This window comes from Brevibacterium siliguriense, assembly GCF_900105315.1.
GTDB classification, from domain to species: domain Bacteria; phylum Actinomycetota; class Actinomycetes; order Actinomycetales; family Brevibacteriaceae; genus Brevibacterium; species Brevibacterium siliguriense.
Genome location: NZ_LT629766.1, coordinates 2,262,077 through 2,281,187 on the forward strand (window position 1 = coordinate 2,262,077; position 19,111 = coordinate 2,281,187).

18 protein-coding genes and 1 pseudogene are annotated in these 19,111 nt (G+C 66.1%); 10 read left to right on the forward strand and 9 right to left on the reverse strand.

Features of this window, described 5'->3' with window-relative positions:
• Positions 1–68: 68 nt before the first annotated feature.
• From acnA to BLU88_RS09990, 3 genes are all read left to right on the forward strand, one after another.
• Positions 69–2,753, forward strand: a complete 2,685-nt coding sequence (gene acnA, locus BLU88_RS09980) for an aconitate hydratase AcnA (protein WP_092013148.1) — start codon at positions 69–71, stop codon at positions 2,751–2,753.
• Positions 2,754–3,156: 403 nt separating this feature from the next.
• Positions 3,157–4,689: an Abi family protein gene (locus tag BLU88_RS09985; protein ID WP_092013151.1), complete on the forward strand. Its 1,533-nt coding sequence runs from the start codon at positions 3,157–3,159 to the stop codon at positions 4,687–4,689.
• A 147-nt stretch (positions 4,690–4,836) separates the two neighbouring features.
• Positions 4,837–5,982, forward strand: a complete 1,146-nt coding sequence (locus tag BLU88_RS09990; protein ID WP_197678127.1) for a hypothetical protein — start codon at positions 4,837–4,839, stop codon at positions 5,980–5,982.
• 227 nt (positions 5,983–6,209) lie between these two features.
• On the opposite strand, the gene BLU88_RS09995 is transcribed toward BLU88_RS09990, so the two are convergent.
• Positions 6,210–6,554 (reverse strand): ArsR/SmtB family transcription factor, encoded by a 345-nt coding sequence (locus BLU88_RS09995; protein WP_092013154.1) that lies wholly within the window; start codon positions 6,552–6,554, stop codon positions 6,210–6,212.
• A 74-nt stretch (positions 6,555–6,628) separates the two neighbouring features.
• Between BLU88_RS09995 and BLU88_RS10000 the strand changes: the two genes are divergently transcribed.
• The 7 genes from BLU88_RS10000 to BLU88_RS10030 all read left to right on the forward strand — a co-directional run bounded on the left by BLU88_RS10000 (position 6,629) and on the right by BLU88_RS10030 (position 13,292).
• On the forward strand, positions 6,629–7,957 hold the full coding sequence (locus BLU88_RS10000) for an FAD-dependent oxidoreductase (protein WP_092013157.1): 1,329 nt from the start codon (positions 6,629–6,631) through the stop codon (positions 7,955–7,957).
• The gene (locus BLU88_RS10005) at positions 7,954–9,018 is read left to right on the forward strand and encodes a flavin-containing monooxygenase (protein ID WP_092013160.1); all 1,065 of its coding nucleotides are present in this window, start codon (positions 7,954–7,956) and stop codon (positions 9,016–9,018) included. Before BLU88_RS10000 ends, BLU88_RS10005 begins: the two co-directional genes overlap by 4 nt.
• On the forward strand, positions 9,011–10,270 hold the full coding sequence (locus BLU88_RS10010; protein ID WP_209043948.1) for an MFS transporter: 1,260 nt from the start codon (positions 9,011–9,013) through the stop codon (positions 10,268–10,270). The genes BLU88_RS10005 and BLU88_RS10010 overlap by 8 nt, the downstream gene beginning before the upstream one ends.
• Before the next feature lie 88 nt (positions 10,271–10,358).
• Positions 10,359–10,712, forward strand: coding sequence for a Cd(II)/Pb(II)-sensing metalloregulatory transcriptional regulator CmtR (gene cmtR, locus BLU88_RS10015; protein WP_092013163.1), 354 nt, complete (start codon positions 10,359–10,361; stop codon positions 10,710–10,712).
• Positions 10,709–12,625 (forward strand): heavy metal translocating P-type ATPase, encoded by a 1,917-nt coding sequence (locus BLU88_RS10020; RefSeq protein WP_197678128.1) that lies wholly within the window; start codon positions 10,709–10,711, stop codon positions 12,623–12,625. Before cmtR ends, BLU88_RS10020 begins: the two co-directional genes overlap by 4 nt.
• Positions 12,622–12,930: a hypothetical protein gene (locus BLU88_RS10025; RefSeq protein WP_039209028.1), complete on the forward strand. Its 309-nt coding sequence runs from the start codon at positions 12,622–12,624 to the stop codon at positions 12,928–12,930. The genes BLU88_RS10020 and BLU88_RS10025 overlap by 4 nt, the downstream gene beginning before the upstream one ends.
• A gap of 206 nt (positions 12,931–13,136) precedes the next feature.
• Positions 13,137–13,292 (forward strand): hypothetical protein, encoded by a 156-nt coding sequence (locus BLU88_RS10030; RefSeq protein ID WP_157689074.1) that lies wholly within the window; start codon positions 13,137–13,139, stop codon positions 13,290–13,292.
• On the opposite strand, the gene BLU88_RS10035 is transcribed toward BLU88_RS10030, so the two are convergent.
• From BLU88_RS10035 to BLU88_RS10065, 8 genes and pseudogenes are all read right to left on the reverse strand, one after another.
• The gene (locus BLU88_RS10035; protein WP_157689076.1) at positions 13,281–13,712 is read right to left on the reverse strand and encodes an arsenate-mycothiol transferase ArsC; all 432 of its coding nucleotides are present in this window, start codon (positions 13,710–13,712) and stop codon (positions 13,281–13,283) included. The two genes, BLU88_RS10030 and BLU88_RS10035, sit on opposite strands and share 12 nt — an antisense overlap.
• 556 nt (positions 13,713–14,268) lie before the next feature.
• Positions 14,269–15,174 (reverse strand): ArsO family NAD(P)H-dependent flavin-containing monooxygenase, encoded by a 906-nt coding sequence (locus BLU88_RS10040; RefSeq protein ID WP_331712432.1) that lies wholly within the window; start codon positions 15,172–15,174, stop codon positions 14,269–14,271.
• Between the two features lie 47 nt (positions 15,175–15,221).
• Positions 15,222–15,317, reverse strand: a pseudogene (locus tag BLU88_RS19030) (FAD-binding protein); the annotation flags it as partial.
• Positions 15,314–15,736 carry an arsenate reductase ArsC gene (locus BLU88_RS10045; RefSeq protein ID WP_092013169.1) on the reverse strand — a complete coding sequence of 141 codons (423 nt, stop codon included), beginning with the start codon at positions 15,734–15,736 and terminating at the stop codon, positions 15,314–15,316. The gene BLU88_RS10045 and the pseudogene BLU88_RS19030, both read right to left, overlap by 4 nt.
• A gap of 17 nt (positions 15,737–15,753) precedes the next feature.
• A complete protein-coding gene (locus BLU88_RS10050) occupies positions 15,754–16,770 on the reverse strand; it encodes a metalloregulator ArsR/SmtB family transcription factor (protein ID WP_092013172.1) in 1,017 nt (338 codons plus the stop codon).
• On the reverse strand, positions 16,767–17,864 hold the full coding sequence (arsB, locus tag BLU88_RS10055) for an ACR3 family arsenite efflux transporter (RefSeq protein WP_092013175.1): 1,098 nt from the start codon (positions 17,862–17,864) through the stop codon (positions 16,767–16,769). Before arsB ends, BLU88_RS10050 begins: the two co-directional genes overlap by 4 nt.
• A 116-nt stretch (positions 17,865–17,980) precedes the next feature.
• Positions 17,981–18,541 carry a CueP family metal-binding protein gene (locus tag BLU88_RS10060; RefSeq protein WP_167356950.1) on the reverse strand — a complete coding sequence of 187 codons (561 nt, stop codon included), beginning with the start codon at positions 18,539–18,541 and terminating at the stop codon, positions 17,981–17,983.
• A 246-nt stretch (positions 18,542–18,787) separates the two neighbouring features.
• Positions 18,788–19,111: a metal-sensitive transcriptional regulator gene (locus BLU88_RS10065; protein WP_173152888.1), complete on the reverse strand. Its 324-nt coding sequence runs from the start codon at positions 19,109–19,111 to the stop codon at positions 18,788–18,790.

A 19,111-nucleotide genomic window follows, 5' to 3' on the forward strand; every position in this document is an offset into this window, starting at 1 on the left:
GGGTCCGACCGCCGAGTCGGACGGGCCCGGTTTCTTGGATGAGTGTCGGATGAAACAGGAGAATCACGATGAGCAACGTCGATACGTTCAAGTCGAAGAGCACCCTGACCGTGGGCGATAAGGATTATGAGATCTATCGCCTTGACCAGGTCAAAGGGTCGGAGAAGCTTCCCTTCAGCCTCAAGGTGCTGTTGGAGAACCTGCTGCGCACGGAAGACGGCGCAAACATCACTTCGGAACATATTGAAGCCCTCGGCAGCTGGGACCCCAACGCCGAACCCGATACCGAGATCCAGTTCACCCCGGCCCGCGTGGTGATGCAGGACTTCACCGGTGTGCCCTGCATCGTCGACCTCGCCACCATGCGCGAGAAGGTCGTCGAGCTCGGCGGCAGCCCGGATCAGGTCAACCCGCTGGCTCCGGCCGAGCTGGTCATCGACCACTCGGTGCAGATCGACCGCTTCGGCACCGCCGACGCCGTCGAACTGAACATGGACATCGAATACCAGCGCAACGGTGAGCGCTACCAGTTCCTGCGCTGGGGCCAGACCGCATTCGAAGACTTCAAGGTCGTGCCTCCGGGCATGGGCATCGTCCACCAGGTCAACATCGAGCACCTGGCTCGCGTGGTCATGCCGCGCGAGGTCGACGGAGTTCTCCGGGCCTACCCGGACACCCTGGTCGGCACCGACTCGCACACCACGATGGTCAACGGCCTCGGTGTGCTCGGTTGGGGCGTCGGCGGCATCGAGGCAGAGGCTGCCATGCTCGGCCAGCCGGTCTCCATGCTCATCCCGCGCGTCGTCGGCTTCAAGCTCACCGGTGAGATCCCCTCCGGTGTCACGGCCACGGACGTCGTCCTCACGATCACCGATATGCTCCGCCAGCACGGAGCCGTCGGCAAGTTCGTCGAATTCTACGGCAAGGGCGTCGCCGAGGTGCCGCTGGCCAACCGCGCCACCATCGGCAACATGAGCCCCGAGTTCGGTTCGACCGCCGCGATCTTCCCGATCGACGAGGTCACCATCGACTACCTCAAGCTCACCGGCCGCTCGGAAGAGCAGATCCAGCTCGTCGAGGACTACGCCAAGACGCAGGGACTCTGGCACGATCCGGAGAACGAAGTCGAGTACTCCGAGTACCTCGAACTCGACCTGTCCACCGTGGTGCCCTCGATCTCCGGACCGAAGCGCCCCCAGGACCGCATCGAACTCTCCGATGCCAAGAGCCAGTTCGCCAAGGACATCCACAACTACGCCGCTCCCGGCGAAGAGAACAAGTCCGTGGACGTCAGCACTGCCGACGGACGCAACTTCGAGCTGGCCAACGGTGCCGTGGCGATCGCCTCGATCACCTCCTGCACCAACACCTCGAACCCCTCGGTGATGATGGCCGCCGGCCTGCTGGCACGCAATGCCCGCAAGCGCGGACTCAACTCGAAGCCGTGGGTCAAGACCTCGATCGCACCGGGTTCGAAGGTCGTCACCGAGTACTACAACAAGGCCGGCCTCATCGAGGACCTCGAAGCGCTGAACTTCTACATCGTCGGCTACGGCTGCACCACCTGCATCGGCAACTCCGGTCCGCTGGACTCGGAGATCTCGAACAGCATCCAGGACAACGACCTCTCGGTCACGGCAGTCCTGTCGGGCAACCGCAACTTCGAGGGCCGCATCAGCCCCGATGTGAAGATGAACTACCTCGCTTCGCCTCCGCTGGTCATCGCCTACGCGCTGGCCGGAACCATGGACTTCGACTTCGAGAACCAGCCCCTGGGCAAGGACTCGGATGGCGTCGACGTCTACCTGGCCGACCTCTGGCCTTCGCCTGAAGAGGTCGAGTCGGTCATCTCCTCGTCGATCTCGACCGACATGTTCGACAACGAATACGGTCGCATCTTCGATGGTGACGAGCGCTGGCAGCAGCTCGACACCCCCGAAGGCAAGGTCTTCGAGTGGGACGACGAGTCGACCTACGTGCGCAAGCCCACCTTCTTCGACGGCATGGGCCTCAAGCCCGAAGCCGTCAAGGACATCAAGGGTGCTCGCGTGCTCGCGAAGCTCGGCGACTCGGTGACCACCGACCACATCTCGCCCGCAGGTTCCTTCAAGGCCGACACCCCGGCCGGCAAGTATCTCGTCGAGCACGGCGTCGAGCGCAAGGACTTCAACTCCTACGGCTCGCGCCGCGGCAACCACGAAGTCATGATCCGCGGAACGTTCGCGAACATCCGTCTGCAGAACCAGCTCCTCGACGGAGTCCAGGGTGGCTTCACCCGCGACTTCTCGCAGGAGGGCGGACCGCAGACGACGATCTACGACGCCTCCGTGAACTACCAGGCCGCCGGCACCCCGCTGGTCGTCCTCGGTGGCAAGGAGTACGGCTCGGGATCCTCGCGTGACTGGGCTGCCAAGGGCACCAAGCTGCTCGGCGTCGAAGCCGTCATCACCGAGAGCTTCGAGCGCATCCACCGCTCGAACCTCATCGGCATGGGCGTTCTGCCGCTGCAGTTCCCCGCCGGCGAATCCGCTGATTCGCTCGGACTCGACGGCACCGAGACCTTCTCCATCGAAGGCGTCACGGAGCTCAACGAGGGCAAGACCCCGGCGACCGTCAAGGTCACCGCCGAGAAGGAAGACGGCACGAAGGTCGAATTCGACGCCGTCGTCCGCATCGACACCCCGGGTGAAGCCGACTACTACCGCAACGGCGGCATCCTGCAGTACGTGCTTCGCCAACTTGCCGGTAGTTGAGCTGAACCGCTCAGATAGAAGGCGATCTGACAGCTGACATGCCCGCTTATGTGTAGCTCTAGCGTCTCACACATGCGCCCCGTCAGGCTCTGGCCTGACGGGGCCATGTGTGTGGCTATGGTTCAGTCGAGGTGGCGACGCCAGAACGGGTCGTCTGCCCAGTCGCCGATGTCTCTAGCGCGCAGTTGCATGGCCAGTCTTCAGAGCGAATCCAGAGCCCGGCCAACGCATTGACTTAGTGAGGCTGGCGATTCATGAAGGCCTCGTCCTGCTCCGTCGGCCCGTTTGGTCCGTGTGAACCGATGCCGTAAGCTAGTACCAACACGACAGGTCCGCTTCTCTAGATGAGACGCGGGCCTGTTCTCTTTCTGCCCCGCGCCGGGGACACGAGGACGATAAGCAGATGAGCACGCCGGACAGCACCTACGCCAAGCCATTCCTGACGATCCCCGAGCAGATCCAGCGGCTGCGCACGCGGGGCATGGACTGCGGAACAGAGACCTTCGCTGCCGGCGTCCTCGAACGCTACGGGTACTACCGGCTGTCCGGGTACTGGCACCTCTACCGAGCTCGACCCGAGCCTCCTGCAGACCGTTTCGACAAGGACGGCCGCGAGATCCGCCTGGACTCGTTCATGCCCGAGACGAGCCTGGCCCACGTGGTCGCCCTGTACGAGTTCGACCACGAGCTGCGGACCCGTCTAAGTGACTTCATCAGCATGGTCGAAACGTCGTTCCGGTTCCACATCGGTCACCGGCTCGGCAGGGCGGACCGATTCGCCCATCGGCGGCCGGACGACCTTGGCGCGCTCCGGTCGGCGGACCCGAGTGAGTCTCCCGAGCCGACCACTGCCTACCGCGAATGGCTCGAGGAGTACGACCGCCACGAGAAGCGCGCACGCGGAGACTTCGTCGTGCACTTCCGCGAGACATACGGTCCACATCTGCCGATCTGGGTCGCCACGGAGGTGATGTCGTTCGGCGTCCTGAGCGGCCTTTACGACCTGATGCCCCAGGGCGATCAGGAGATCCTCGCCGCGCGCTTCCAAATCTGCACCGCCGACGGTAGCGGCGACCGCGGTGCACTGAGCAATTGGCTTAACAACATCCGCAACGTCCGGAACATCTGTGCGCATTACGGCCGCTTGTGGAACCGTACGTTCGACGTGGTCATCGACGCACCGGGACAGACACGCGCGGACCCGAGCCACCTTCTGGCTTCGCTCGCGGACAAGGGCGTGGATAACAAGCTCTATGGCGTGCTGCTCATCTTGCGTCACCTCATGTTGAGCATCGCGCCGGAGCGGTCGGATGTCGTCGACTTCGCGGACTTCATTGAAGCCAGGTCGCAGGAGATTGGATTCTCAATGTTGCAGCTCGGGTTTCCCGACGATTGGCGGAGCAGCCCTGTATGGGACCGGGGCTTCGCACTCGACGCTTCGCCCATGCTGGCGGCGAGTCTGCTTGACCGTGCTGAGTGTCGGACGGCCGCCGAGACGCGAGCGTCGTTGACTGGCGCAGAGGTCATCGACGCCGAGTACGATCGGACGCCAGAGCAGGCCGCGCGAGCGATGAAGGCGGCTCAACGCAGCCTGTTGCGGGCCTATCGGAAATACCAAGTCGTAATCGAGGTCGAACTCGGGAAGACCAGGCACTATCCCGCTTTCCAGTTCCGTGACGGCAAAATCATCGACGCCCTCGCGGAAATTAACAGAATGTTCGTCACCACATACGCAGACACAGACCCAACACTGCTCGCGTCTGCGCTGTTGGACTGGTGGCAGACATCGCACTCTGGATTACCGAAGGGTCCGGACGGCTCGGATCGATCGCCGGCCGACCTGCTGCACTCAGTATCCGAGCGGGACTTCACAGCGGCAGTCGAGGAGGCCGGTGCGATGAGCAGCTTCGTCGCGCCGAGCAGGATGAGCTCGTAGCCCGTTGTATCGCGGGCGACTTCCGCGTCTTGCTCGGGGGTGCCACCCGGGAGGCCAAGTGCATCTATCAGCCGGCCATTGTCGTCAACGATCGGAACGTCTCCGCCTATGAGGAGGAGTTCTCCTTTGGTGTAATCGAAATGTGCGATGAGCTCGCAGGTCTGGAGTCGTGCGTTCAGGGCGGCCACGATTGGCTTCGGTCAATCAGCCTTTCTGAGATTCGTTCTAGAGCTCGTGCACCGACGACCACAGACCATCCCGTCGACCCGGACCAGATTGTTGGTCCTTCTCTGCAAGACGTTCCTGGAGAATGGAGCCATGGAACGACCCCTTGACTTCTGGCGCGATCGGCGCATGCTGTGCGGCGGCTGCGGCCATTGTTTCGTCGTCGACCTGGACTGGATCGACCGCTGGGAGCAGGCGAAGGAGACATGTCCCGGCTGCGGCCTGACGTGCGAGCACGAGGACGCACCCAGAGTGACGGTCGATGCTGGCGACCCTGCCCTGAACGACGACCTGGTAGCACAGTTTTTCTGGTATCACACGAGCACGCAGCCGGACTGGCCGTCGAGGGACTTCGACCCCGCGGCGGACTTGACGCCCGGGATCCGAAGGATGATGGGCGGCGACGAGAGGGTCACAGCGTGGGCCGCGCGGCAGCGGGCGAAAGCGCTCCACGTCGGCACGTACGAGGCCGCGGTGCACAACATGCTCAGGCGAATGCGCGACCAGGCTGACCGAGGCAATCAGTTTTACCTCTACCGGGTCCATCTGAAACCATCTGTCACAGAACGGGAGGGTTGGATCGTCGATCCCAGCAACTGGCTTGGTGACGTCGTCTTCGCCGAGGTCTGCCCTCCAGGAATCGACGTCGCACGCTACCTCAACTACCACGAGGATCCAGGCGGGCTCTCACTGGCGCTGGGACGAGATGCGATCCAAGGCGTTCAGCAGATCGCGGTACCTCTGTCTGATGCCTGGGACACCGATTGGGTGAGCGACGCTGTCGCAGCCCTTGAAGGTGCATCAGACGAACTGATCCCGGCGACCGGGAAGCCGGGCAGATTCTTGCGGCCTTCGTCTCCTCGAGCCGGCCGCGCTGGCGAGTTCGGTGCGGAGCTGGCTGACCTATTGCCGGTCAATCTCCACGACCAGTTCGCCTCGGCTGCCGCGTTTGCTGAGGGTGACGACCCAGCGCGGTGGGCCCGCCGGACAAGCAGCCTGTTCGACCTGGTCAAGAATCCTGGCGAGGTGCTGGCGGAGCTCGATAAGGCTCAGCACCGACCGGTCTGAGCTTGACGACGTGGGCAGAGAAAATCCCCCAAGTGCGCATCGTGGAGAGGCGTGAGGGATGTAGTGCTTTCAAGTTAGCACTGGCTCGTCTTGGTCGACGTGTCCGCTGCGTCGCAGGTTTCCGCAGGCTGTCGCAGCAGGAAGAATCGGTCTTGGTGACGCCAGTGCTGCTGAGCGAGGGTCGTCCGGCAATCAGGCACTCCGTCGACAGACGCGCACGCCTTCCATCAGGCGATGAGCGCCTTGGCTGCGGACGCCAGGGTGTCGATGGTCGGCCGGTAGTACGCCCAGCGGCCGCGCTGCTCGCGCTCGACCAGGCCGGCCTCGACGAGCAGCTTCATGTGGTGGGAGACCGTCGGCTGCGACAGGCCTACCGGTTCTGTGAGGTCGCAGACGCACATCTCGCCCGCGCTGCTTCCGGCGATGATGGACATGAGCTTGACCCGGGTGGGATCGCCGAGAGCCTTGAACACCCTGGCGAGGTCCTGGGCGACCGCGTCGTCGATCGTCTCGCCGAGGACGCAGCAGGGCGCGACGTCGGATGCGGACTCGATGGCTGGGGGAGTGGTCATGGGTCCATTCTGCCTCATGCATTGACATCTGTCGATATGTGGGGCAAGCTCGACCCATCGAAGAACATCAATACATGGAGGTTGAAGTGAATCCCGTCGTCGTTATCGGGGCCGGTCCGCAGGGCCTGGCCGCTGCTGCTCATCTGCTCGAGCGAGGCCTGGAGCCCGTGGTCCTGGAGTCGGGCGACGGTCCGGCATCTGCGGTATCCGAGTGGGGCCACGTCCGCCTGTTCTCGCCGTGGTCCGAGCTCATCGACCCAGCGTCGCGCCGGCTGCTCGAGCCGACCGGTTGGAGCGCGCCCGAGACCGGCTACCCGACCGGCGCTCAGTGGGTCGAGGAATACCTGGCCCCGCTGGCCGAGACGCTGAGCGACCGTGTTCGCTACAGCTCCCGCGTCATAGGCGTGGGCCGCAAGGGCCGCGACCTCTCGGTCGACGCCGGCCGCGCGGAGCAGCCGTTCGTCGTCCACGTCCGCCGCGCCGACGACACTGAAGAACGGCTTGAGGCCAAGGCTGTGGTCGACGCCTCGGGCACCTGGCGGGCACCGAGCCCGGCGGGCGCGGAGGGACTGCCCGCCCTCGGCGAACAGGCCGCCGTCGAAGCCGGCCTACTTGATCACCGCACGCCGAGCCGCGAGGAGGCCGCCGAACTGGCAGGCAAGCACATCGTCGTGGTCGGCAGCGGCCACTCGGCCGCGACCGCGATCGGCGACCTCGCGACAGTGGTCCGCCGCGAGCCGGGCACCCGGGTGACCTGGGCGCTGCGCCGCGGTACCGTCGGCAACGCCTTCGGCGGCGGTTCCGCCGACGAACTGCCCGAGCGCGGTGCCCTGGGCCAGCGAGCGAAGAAGGTAGTCGAGGATGGCTTCATCGACCTCGTCACCGGATTCCGTACCGAGCGGGTCCTCGTCGAAGACGGTCGGGCGGTGCTCGTCGCCGAGGACGGACGCCGACTCGAACCCGCGGACCGAGTGGTCGTCGCGACGGGCTTTCGTCCCGACCTGTCGTTCCTCTCCGAAGTCCGACTCGACCTCGACGTGCGCCTGCAGGCTCCGACGAAGGTCGCCACTGAGGTTGATCCGAATCTTCATTCCTGCGGCTCAGTGCGCGCCACGGGGGCGACCGATCTCGCCCACCCGGAACCGGGCTTCTACATCGTCGGCGCGAAGTCCTACGGCCGCGCTCCAACGTTTCTAGCGATGACCGGATACGAGCAGGTCCGCAGTGTCGTCGCCGAGCTCGCCGGCGATCACGAGGCGGCTGACCGTGTCGAGCTGGAGCTGCCTGACACCGGCGTGTGCGGCGGATCGGGCCTGTTCGACGCCCCGGAGCAGGCGACGTCGGGCGGGTGCTGCACACCCGCGCCCCAGCTGGTCCAGATCGGCACGAGGACCGACGGATGAGCCGCGGTCGCCTGTTGATCGTGGGCGGCGGGCAGTCGGGCCTCGCCGCGGCCCGTGCTGGGCGTGACCGCGGCTGGGAGCCGGTGGTGCTCGAGGCCGGTGACGAGCCGGTTGGGTCGTGGCCGCGCTACTACGACAGCCTGCGGCTGTTCTCCCCGCGCCGGTACAGCGCCTTCCCGGGTCACCGGTTCCCCGGCGACCCCGACGGGTACCCGGGCCGCGACGAGGTCGCCGACTACCTCCGCGGCTACGCAGAGTGGCTGGGCGTCGAGGTGCGGACCAATGCTCGCGTCACCGAGGTCGCCGCCGACGGCCCGGGCTTTGCCGTGGAGCTGGCCGATGGGAGCAGCCTGGTCGGGGATGCACTCATCGCTGCCTCGGGGTCGTTCGCCAACCCCTACGTGCCGATGATCCCCGGCCGGGAGAAATTTCAGGGCCGGGTCCTGCACGTGGCCGACTACCGGTCGCCGGAGGAGTTCGCCGGTCAGCGGGTCGTGGTCGTCGGTGCGGGCAACTCTGCCGTCCAGATCGCCCACGAACTGGCCGACCACGCGGAGACGTCGCTGGCGGTGCGGGACCGTGTCCGGTATGCGCCGCAGGTCATTGCCGGGCGCGACCTGCACTGGTGGTTGCGGTTCACCCGCGCTGACCTCCTGCCGCCGTCGGTCCTCGCCAGGATCATCACAGGCACACCGATCATCGACGACGGACAGTACAGGGCTGCGCTCGAGGCGGCACATCCAGACGAGCGGCCGATGTTCGCCAATTACGTCCCGGACGGTGTCGCGTGGCCCGACGGCTCGCGGGAGCGCGTCGACTCAATAGTCTTCGCGACAGGCTATCGGCCGCACATGCCGTACCTGCGATCTCTCGGCGTCCTCGATGAGGCCGGCGCGCCGAGGCACGATCGCGGCGTCTCGACCGTGCTGCCTGGCCTGGCGTTCCTGGGCCTGGAGTTCCAGCGCTCGTTCTCGTCGAACACCCTGCGCGGTGTCCACCGCGACGCGGGTTACGTCGTCGATGCCCTGGCCAGGCAGTCGAGGGGCGTCGTCGTTGGCTGAGGCTGTTGTGCGGCCCGGGCGGGGAAGGGTGCTGGCTGCGCTGTGCGTGACCGAGATCGTCTCGTGGGGCTTGCTCTACTATGCTTTCCCGGTCCTGGTTCCGCGGATCAGCTCGGACACTGGCTGGTCGTCGGTGGCCGTGACCTCGGCGTTCTCTGTGGCCCTGGCTGTGTCGGCGTTGGCCGGGGTGCCGGTCGGGCGCTTTATCGATCGGCACGGACCCCGTCTCGTCATGACGGCTGGCTCGGGTCTCGGCGTCGTGACGCTGGTGGTGATTGCCGCGTCGCCGAATCTGTTGGTGTTCGTCGTCGGTTGGGCGCTGGCCGGAGTCGCCATGGCCGGAGTGCTCTACCCGCCGGCCTTCGCCGCGATCACCGGCTGGTTCGTTGCGGGCCGACTCGGCGCGCTGACCACGCTGACGCTGGTGGCAGGACTGGCGAGCACGGTCTTCGCGCCGTTGACCGCAGCCGCGTATGACCAGCTGGGATGGCGAGGCACGTACTTCTGGGCGGCGGTCGTACTGGCGGTCCTCACGGTCCCGGTCCACTGGCTCGTGCTGCGACGCCCCTGGCCCCGCCCGGTGCATGTCGACGCGGAGGAGCCAGAGGCTGAGAAGGCATACGCTGCCGGCGTCGTGCGGGACTCACGGTTCCGGTTGCTTGCCGCCGGACTGACCTTGGTGGCCCTGGCGATGTACGCCGCGTTGCTGGCTCTGGTGCCGCTTATGCTCGAGCGCGGCCTGAGTCCTCAGGCCGCCGCCTGGGTGCTCGGCCTCGGCGGACTCGGGCAGGTCGCCGGTCGGCTCGTCTACACCGCTCTTGCCCGGCATGCCTCGCTGACCGTGCGCACCGTGACCGTGTTCGGCCTCGTCACCGTCAGCACCTCGGTGCTCGCTGTGGTCCCCGGGCCGGTTGGTCTGCTGGTCGCGGCGTCGATGACCGCCGGGGTCGGGCGCGGCATCGCGACGCTGCTCCAGGCGACCGCGGTCACTGATCGGTGGGGCGCACGCGGATACGGCCGCCTCTCCGGCGTCCTCGGCCTCCCGGTCCTGCTGGCCACCGCCTTGGCTCCCGGGGCCGGTGCGGTCCTTGCCGAGGTCACCGGCAGCTACGCAACCGGTTTCGCGGTCCTGGCCGCGGTGGCCGCCGTAGGGACCGTCCTCACGGTCGCCAGCACACACGGCAGGGCGACAACCGCCGGTCGGATGCGCCCGCTGGATATGCAGGTCGGCGAGTTCCGCCGTCAATCGTGAGGTCATCGAGGGGATCCCCGGGGTGGGATCAGCGTCGAGCCAACATAAGGATCGACAATAGTTCAGCGGCCACTGTATAGTTCAGTGCATGCTGACTATTGCTTCACGCCTCGACGTCATGAATCGACTCGGCCGGGCCATTGCGGACCCGACCCGCTCTCGGATCCTGATGACCCTGCTTGCCGGCCCGAGCTACCCGGCCGTGCTCTCGCGCGAGCTAGAGCTGACCCGTTCGAACGTCTCGAACCATCTGACCTGCCTGCGCGACTGCGGGATCGTCGTGGCCGAGCCCGAGGGGCGGCAGACGCGCTACGAGATCGCCGACCCGCACCTCGCGGCGGCGCTGACGGCCCTGATGGATGTGACCCTCGCGGTCGACGAGCACGCGCCGTGCGTGGACGCCGAGTGCACTGTGCCGGGCTGCTGCGAGTCGGGCGCGTGAGCGCGGCGTGCGGCTGCGACGAGCCGGAGACTCAGACCGGGGAGGAAGCCGAGGAGGAGCAGGGACGTCCCTGGTGGCGTGATGCCGGGATCATGGTCCCGGTCTTCTCTGGCGTCGCGTTCTTAACTGGCCTGGTGCTGGAATGGTCGGGGCTGGAGGTCCCGGCGTTGGTGCTGTTCTGGATCGGTCTGCTGTTGGGCGCGTCGACGTTCACCCCGGGCGCGATCCGGAAGCTGTTCAAGGGCAAGCTCAGCATCAGCCTCCTGATGACGATCAGCGCGATCGGCGCGGTCATCCTCGGCTACGTCGAGGAGGCCGCTGCGCTGGCGTTCTTGTACTCGATCGCCGAGGCACTGGAGGACAAGGCGATGGATCGCGCCCGCGGCGGGCTGCGGGCGCTGCTCAAGCTCGTCCCGGAGACCGCCACGATCCGCCAAGGCGGCGCATCGGTCGAGGTCGCGGCCAAGGATCTCGCTGTCCGTCAGTTCATGCTGGTGCGGCCGGGCGAGCGGATCGCGACCGACGGCATCGTCCGGACGGGACGATCCAGCCTGGACACCTCCGCGATCACCGGCGAGTCGATCCCGGTCGAGGTCGAGCCCGGCGACACGGTGTCGGCTGGGGCGATCAACACCGCCGGCGCGCTGGAAGTCGAGACGACCGCTGCGGGCACCGACAACTCGCTGACCACGATCGTCGACCTGGTGGAGAAGGCGCAGGCGGAGAAGGGTGACCGCGCCCGCCTCGCCGACCGCATCGCCCGACCACTCGTGCCCGGTGTGTTGATCCTCGCCGTCCTGGTGGCGGTCATCGGGTCGCTGTTCGGCGACCCGGAGCTGTGGATCACCCGCGCCCTCGTGGTGCTCGTGGCGGCCTCGCCGTGCGCACTGGCGATCTCGGTGCCGCTGACGGTGGTGGCCGCGATCGGGTCGGCGAGCAAGTTCGGCGTGATCATCAAGTCGGGTGCCGTGTTCGAGCGGTTCGGCGTGATCCGCCACGTCGCCGTGGACAAGACTGGCACCCTGACCCGCAACGAGCCCGCCGTCAACGCGGTGCTCACCGCCGACGGAGTGACCGAGGCGCAGGCGCTGGCGTGGGCGGCCGCACTGGAGCAGCACAGCACCCACCCGCTCGCTTCGGCGATCACCGCCGCCGCACCGGGTACGCCTGTGGCCGATGCCGTGACCGAGCAGGCAGGTCACGGCATCGAAGGCACCCTCGACGGCGCGCGAATCACGGTCGGCAGCCCGCGCTGGCTCGACGCCGGGAGTCTCGGCGATCGGGTCGCGGGTCTGGAGGAGCAAGGCATGACGGTCGTGATCGTGCACCGTGACGGCACCGCCGCGGCTGCGATCGGCGTCCGCGACGAGCTGCGCCCCGAGGTCCCCGAGGTGGTCCGCACCCTCGCCGGACAGGGCGTCGAGGTGACGATGCTCACCGGCGACAACGCCCGCACCGCCCGCGCCCTGGCCGCGCAGGCCTGGATCGATGACGTGCGCGCCGAGCTGCGCCCCCAGGACAAGGCCTCAGCGATCGCCGAGCTCGGCGAGAAGAACGGATCGGTCGCGATGATCGGCGACGGCATCAACGACGCCCCGGCCCTCGCGGCTGCGGACATCGGCATCGCGATGGGTGCCACCGGTTCCGATGCCGCGATCGAGTCAGCCGACGTCGCCTTCACCGGCCACGACCTGCGTCTGCTCCCGCGCGCGTTCGACCACGCCCGCCGGGGACGGCACATCATCAACCAGAACATCGTTCTGTCGCTGCTGATCATCACCGTCCTGCTTCCGCTTGCCTTGTTCGGTGTCTTGGGGCTTGCCGCTGTGGTGCTCGTGCATGAGATCGCAGAGGTCGTCGTGATCCTCAACGGCCTGCGTGCCGCCCGGGCCCGGAAGGAGCAGATCTCGTGAAGGTCGAACTGCTCCACATCGTCGACTGCCCGAACACGGCCAGCGCCGAAGCCAACGCGCGCGCAGCACTGGATGTTCTCGGACTCACGGCCGTGCCCATCCAATTGGTCACGATTCACACCGAGGTCGATGCAACGAACGCGCAGTTCGCAGGCTCGCCCACGATCCTCGTCGACGGTGTCGACCTGTTCCCAACGACACCGGTTCGTTCGCTGGCGTGCCGGGTTTATGCCACAGGGAAGGGGTTCGCTGGCGCACCTGGTCAGGAGCAGATCGAAGCGGCGCTGCGCGCGAGACTGGATTGACGGCCAGCGGTGAGTGCCATTAGTTGCTCAATTCGGTATTGAGCTCAACGGGGACATGCGGATAACCCGTAGCCGGATGGGCGCGCCGGCGCACCGGCTGATGATGGAGTGAATGTCGAGCGGGTGGGAGGCGATCGTGGACGCAATCGGCCTTTGGCATCCATATGTGCAGTAACTTGAGTGCTGCTGGTGACGAGTCTCTCCTGGTGAAGCCGACGGCCGAGGCGACCGGCACCGTCGCCAGCGACTTCGCCGTCCTCGCTGACCTTGAGGAGGTGTTCAGGATCGCCAGCGCGCCAGAGAACGTCCAGGCGGGCGAAGGCGACGACGGCGAGGGGTGCGTGGCCGGCTCAGGGCTCTGACGTCTTGACAAGCCCCGCGGCCAGGCAACGGACCTTCTCGGCGAGCTCGTCGCGGACCAGGCGCATTCGTTCCTCGCCCTCGATCCCTCGCGCCGAGGGCTCGTCGATCGTCCATGTCTCGATGGTCCCGGCCATCCCCGGCACGGGCTCGACGACGGCCTCGTCGCCGATGACGACGACGCGGTCCGCAGTCTGCAGCATAGTGGGATCGATCGGCTTCGGGTGCTCGTCGGCCATGCTAGCCCCGACCTCGGCGACAGAGGCAGCGGACAAGGCATTGAGCGCTGTCCCGGGGGAGGTGCCGGCCGAGTGCACCCGGACGGAGTCGCCGGCGACCTGGCGCATGAGTGCGGCGGCCATCTGCGACTTGCCTGCGTTCTTGACGCAGACGAACAGGACGGACGGCTTCTTCTCGATCACGATATCTACCTTTGTTCAATAGTTGGTAAGAACGACGTTGAGCTCGTGGACACTTGCCGCGATGTCATCGCGGCCGAGCAGTCCCGGCATGCCGGCGGCTGGCCAACGTCGAGGGTCCAGTGGACGGCGTTCATGTCCACCACTCATCAACAGGGGCGCGCCAGTCGGATCAGCACGACGCGGCTGCGGACTCTGGCCCAGTGGCTGCAAATTCACGCCAACGTTGCTCATCTCGGTGCACGGGGATGGACTCGGCGAAAGCGTCGCGGCAGGTCGAGCAGCAGATCTTCCGGCCATCGGGCAGCAGGCGCGTGGGCGAGCCCATGCCGTTCTGGCGCACGCGTTCGTCCGTACAGACTGTCGCATGATCCCGGCACAGCGCCGCGCCGCAGTGCCGGCAGAATGCGACGGCGGGGACAGAACCCTGGCCGGCCGTTTCGTGTTCCCAGCAGTCCATCTGCCAACTCCTTGATTCGATGATGATCTATATAGAATCTATGCGACGCATCGATAGACGTCAATATCATCTGTGCCATCGATACGCCCGACATGAGCGTTAAGCCCTGGCCATCCAAGCGCCGATCTCGGCGACGGCCGGCTTGGCGGTGCGAGCCGCGCCGATGATGGTGACGGAGGCGAGTCCGGTCCAGTCGCCGTATCCGAGCAAGTGCAGTCCGGGGTGGTCGATGCTCCGAGTGCCGTCGGTGACGGGATGGCCATGGTCGCGAGTCAGCCCCAGCCCGCTGAGATGTCGGAGGTGTGGACGGAAACCGGTGCACCAGATGATCGCATCGCACTCGTGTTCTCGGCCGTCGTGCCAAGAGACCCCCTTCGAGGTGAGGCGGTCGAACACGGGCGAGCGGTCCAGGACACCGCGATCGCGAGCCTCGCGCACGGGAGGCACCATGACGATGTCTCCGAGTCCCGTCACACCGTCGTGATCACGACCAGAGCGACGGGCTGCCTCGCGGGCAGTAGCGACGTCGAAGAGTACTCTGCCGTCCACCTCGTCGGGCATGAACAGCGGCGGACGACGCGTCACCCACAAGGTCTCGGTGACTGTGGAGACCTCGGCGAGGATCTGCGCGGCCGAGTTCCCTCCTCCGACGACCACGACCCGTCGGCCGGCGAACATGTCAGGGGAGTCGTAGCCGACGGTGTGCAGCTGCCTGCCGGTGAACGTGTCCTGACCGGGGAAGTACGGCAGATAGGGACTCTGCCACGTGCCAGTGGCACTGATCACCGCAGAGGCATTGAGAGAGCCTGCGTCCGTGTCCACGATCCAACGATCATTCTCCCGGCGGACGCTGGTGACGCCGACCGACCGATGCATAGGCAACTCGTAGCGTTCCTCGTATCGTTGGAGGTAGTCCACGACGTGGTCGGCGGTGGGGAACGTCTCGCCGACCTGGGCGGGCATCGGCCATCCGGGCAGAGGACTGTACTGGGCTGGGGAGAACATCCTGAGAGACTGCCAGCCGTGTTGCCAGGCCCGCCCGGTCGTTCCTGTTCGTCGAGGATGACGAAGTCCAGGCCGGGGCGGCGGAGGAAATATCCCGCGGCGAGACCGGCCTGGCCTCCTCCGATGACGACGACGTCACTCACGCCCGCGCCGGGTCCTGGCCGAGCAGCTCTGCGGTGAGCGTCTCGATCCGAGACCTGATCTCGTCGCGAATCGGGCGCACCGCCTCGATGCCCTGACCAGCGGGATCGTCGAGCTCCCAGTCCTCGTAGCGCTTGCCGGGGAAGTACGGGCAGGCGTCACCGCAGCCCATCGTGATGACGACGTCGGAGTCCTGCACGGCCTCGGCGGTGAGCACCTTGGGCTGCTCGGCAGTGATGTCGATCCCCACCTCGAGCATGGCCTCGACAGCGACCGGATTGATCTGCTCGGCGGGCATCGACCCGGCCGAGCGGACCTCGATGCGGTCCCCGGCGAGGTGGCGCAGCCAGCCGGCAGCCATCTGGGAACGGCCGGCGTTGTGGACGCAGACGAACAGGACTGAGGGCGTGCGATCGTTCATGTCTGTACTTCTCTCGTTCATTCGGTGGTGAAGGTGGCGAGGAGTCGGCTGACGCGTGTAGCGATGTCGTCGCGGATAGCGGCGAGTCCCTCCGGCGATGCCAGGGCCGGGTCGCCGACAGCCCAGTCTTCGTACCGGACTCCGGGGACGACGGGGCAGGCGTCGCCGCAGCCCATGGTCACCACGACATCGGCGGCGCGAATGGCGTCGTCGGTGAGCGGCTTGGGGAACGCCTCGTCGGCGGCCTCGCGGTCGATGTCGGCGACGAGGTCGCGCACGTGCGGGTGGATGCCCGTCGCCGGGGTCGAGCCGGCGGATCGGGCGACGACCCTGCCCTCGGACAGGCTGCGGGTCAGCGCCGCGGCCAGCTGGGAGCGACCTGCGTTGGCGACGCAGACAAACAGCACCTGAGGCAGTGCGGTTGCTCGGTTGCGGGTGAGGTCAGCCAGTCGCTGCCGGGCGAAGCGCTCGCTCAGGGGCACCAGGTAGCGTGTGATCTTCGCCGACCGGGCCAGCGCCGTGTACGATTCCCGGACGATGCTTGTGACGGTATCCCGCGGCAGCTGCGACGTCGCGTTGGCGAGGTCGGCGGCCAGACGCTCGATGTGCTCGTCCATGCTCTCCAGCTCTGCGGCGGCCGTCGTCTCCGGTTCCGAGCTGGGGGCGACGGCCGCCGGTGCGAATCCTTCGAGCAAGGCGGCGACAGCGGCACTTTTCCCTGGCGCGATGGTGTACCAGACCCAAGTCCCACGGCGCTCGGAATCGAGCAGCCCCACTGTCCGGAGGACCTTGAGGTGGTGGGAGACGGTCGGCTGTGAGACGTCGGCGAGGTCGGCGAGATCGCATACGCACGACTCGCCGCGAGGATCGGCTGCGATCGCCGAGAGCATACGCAGACGCAATGGGTCGGCGAGGGCTTTGAGGATGCCCGCGAGGATTGCGGCAACCTCCTGACCGAGGGCCGTCGAGATCGGCGGCACTTGGGGCGGGCAGTCCTCATCGGGGGTGGCTGGCGACAGCGCGATGTCGGTCATGACGTTCGTACCTCCTGGTTATAGGGGTCGGTGCGGAACCACGCCTTGGCGGCCCAGAGGGAGACGTAGACGAGGCCGACGAGGACAGGCACCTCGATGAGGGGTCCGACGACGCCGGCCAGTGCCTGGCCGGAAGTCGCGCCGAAGGTGCCGATCGCGACGGCGATGGCGAGCTCGAAGTTGTTGCCCGCCGCGGTAAATGCCAGCGTCGTCGACCGTGCATAGCCGAGGCCGATGCCCTTGCCCAGCAGCAGGCCCGCGAACCACATGACGGCGAAGTACACCAGCAGTGGCAGAGCGATCCGGACGACGTCCAGCGGCCGGCTCGTGATCTGCTCACCCTGGAGGGCGAACAGCAGCACGACAGTGAACAGCAGTCCGTACAAGGCCCATGGTCCGATCTTCGGGACGAACTTCTCCTCGTACCAGTCCCGGCCCTTGCGCTTCTCGCCGATCCAGCGCGAGGCGAATCCTGCGATCAGGGGCACTCCGAGGAAGACGAGGACGTTGAGGGCAATCTGGCCCATCGACACCTCGAGCCCTTGTGTGTCCAGGCCGAGCCAGCTCGGCAGGACGCTGAGGTAGAACCAGCCGAGGACGGAGAACATGACGACCTGGAAGACCGAGTTGATCGCCACCAGCACCGCGGTCGCCTCGCGGTCGCCGCAGGCCAGGTCGTTCCAGATCACGACCATGGCGATGCAGCGGGCCAGACCGACGATGATGAGCCCGGTGCGGTACTCGGGAAGGTCGGGCAGGAGCAGCCAGGCCAGGGCGAACATGATCGCCGGCCCGGCGAGCCAATTGAGTACCAGAGAGGAGATGAGGAGCTTCTTGTCGCCGGTGACGGCGGCGACTTTGTCGTAGCGGACCTTGGCCAGGACCGGGTACATCATCACGAGAAGGCCGAGCGCGATCGGCACGGAAATACCGCCGATCTCCATGTGCGACAGCAACTCCGAGATTCCAGGAATGAATCGTCCCAGAAGGAGGCCTGCGACCATCGCCAGCCCGATCCACAGCGGCAGCCACCTGTCCAGGGTCGAGAGCCGTTGCGTCACAGGGGGTGCAGTGAGAGCTGCTTGATTAGACATGCCTCTATATTGAAGGATATCGATGCAATCAGCAAGTCAGTCGTGCCCACCCTCCGAAGCCGCGGCTCGCCCATCGCGGTGATCTGCAGCTCCTCGCCATCTTCAGCGTGCGGGCGTCAAGTTAGCTGGAGGGCGGTCAAGCAGGTGGGGTCGTCGAGGCGGGTCGAGATGTCTTGTTTCGCGGTGCGGTCTTCGGTTCTGACCGTGAGCGTCGCGTCAATGCCGCGGGGCAGCCAGAGTCCGACGAATCCGTTGTCGTAAGTCGTGAGTGTTTCATCGAGGATGGTCTTCCCGGACGTCGCCTCGACCACGGTGACGTCGACGTCAGTATTGGCGAGCTCGCCGCGGCAAGTAGTGAGGCTGTGATAGTAGCATTCGTGAGTCTGGCCGCGATATGGGGCGATAGAGACGTAGAATTCGTCTTCTGGCATCGGCAGAGTGGTTTGATTGTTCTGATCGTCGGTCAGGACGAGTTGGTCGGGTTCAATCGAAGCGATGAGTTCAGACGAGCGATCTGCCACCTTCGTTGTGTCGAGGCGCTTGATGATTTCCCGTGCATTCAGTCCGTCTAGATTATGCTCGACCACCAGTGAGTGATCGGATCCTGCGTCAGCGGACGGTTCCGCATCAGCACAGCCGCTGAGCAGGAGGACGGCGCTGGTCGCCAGCGCAGTCATGGTCGCGCAGAGTCTCAGGCGGCTCCTGGAGGGCTGGATCGGAGTAACAATGGCAAGGGGCATGCCCAACTCTTTTCTCAGGTGAAGGTGTTCATGTCGTCAGGTAAGACCTAAAGCAGCCCGATTTCGCCGGTGCCAAGGGCAAGACGAAGCGCAGCGCACGCCTGCCAGGAGACATCGAGAGCCTTGTCTTGACCTGGGGCGCAACCGGTCCGAGGCATCCTGTATTGACGAAATCGGATGGTGTCAGGAGCGTACGAGGCGATTGATGGCGTCGCTGGCTTCCTGGATCTTGGCGATGGCCGCGTCCTCATCGCCTTGCTTGGCGGCGTCGAGCACGCAGTGCTTGAGGTGGTCATCGAGCAGGCCGGTCGCCACTCCCTGCAGGGCGCGGGTCAAGGCGGAGACCTGGGTGAGGATGTCGATGCAGTACTTCTCGTCGTCGATCATCTTGGTGATGCCGCGGGCCTGGCCTTCGATGCGCTTCATGCGGTTGCGGTAACGGTCCTTGTCGCTGATGTAACCGTGCTGGTGCGCCCCGGTCTCATCGGTTGCAGTGTCGGTGTTCAT

Coding starts and splice junctions, on each gene's coding strand:
- BLU88_RS10005 (WP_092013160.1), top strand. CDS start 7,954: ATGAGCCGCGGTCGCCTGTTGATCGTGGGCGGCGGGCAGTCGGGCCTC.
- BLU88_RS09990 (WP_197678127.1), top strand. CDS start 4,837: ATGAGCTCGCAGGTCTGGAGTCGTGCGTTCAGGGCGGCCACGATTGGC.
- arsB (WP_092013175.1), bottom strand. CDS start 17,864: ATGTCTAATCAAGCAGCTCTCACTGCACCCCCTGTGACGCAACGGCTC.
- BLU88_RS10065 (WP_173152888.1), bottom strand. CDS start 19,111: ATGAACACCGACACTGCAACCGATGAGACCGGGGCGCACCAGCACGGT.
- cmtR (WP_092013163.1), top strand. CDS start 10,359: ATGCTGACTATTGCTTCACGCCTCGACGTCATGAATCGACTCGGCCGG.
- BLU88_RS10000 (WP_092013157.1), top strand. CDS start 6,629: ATGGAGGTTGAAGTGAATCCCGTCGTCGTTATCGGGGCCGGTCCGCAG.
- acnA (WP_092013148.1), top strand. CDS start 69: ATGAGCAACGTCGATACGTTCAAGTCGAAGAGCACCCTGACCGTGGGC.
- BLU88_RS10050 (WP_092013172.1), bottom strand. CDS start 16,770: ATGACCGACATCGCGCTGTCGCCAGCCACCCCCGATGAGGACTGCCCG.
- BLU88_RS09985 (WP_092013151.1), top strand. CDS start 3,157: ATGAGCACGCCGGACAGCACCTACGCCAAGCCATTCCTGACGATCCCC.
- BLU88_RS10060 (WP_167356950.1), bottom strand. CDS start 18,541: ATGACTGCGCTGGCGACCAGCGCCGTCCTCCTGCTCAGCGGCTGTGCT.
- BLU88_RS09995 (WP_092013154.1), bottom strand. CDS start 6,554: ATGACCACTCCCCCAGCCATCGAGTCCGCATCCGACGTCGCGCCCTGC.
- BLU88_RS10045 (WP_092013169.1), bottom strand. CDS start 15,736: ATGAACGATCGCACGCCCTCAGTCCTGTTCGTCTGCGTCCACAACGCC.
- BLU88_RS10040 (WP_331712432.1), bottom strand. CDS start 15,174: ATGTTCTCCCCAGCCCAGTACAGTCCTCTGCCCGGATGGCCGATGCCC.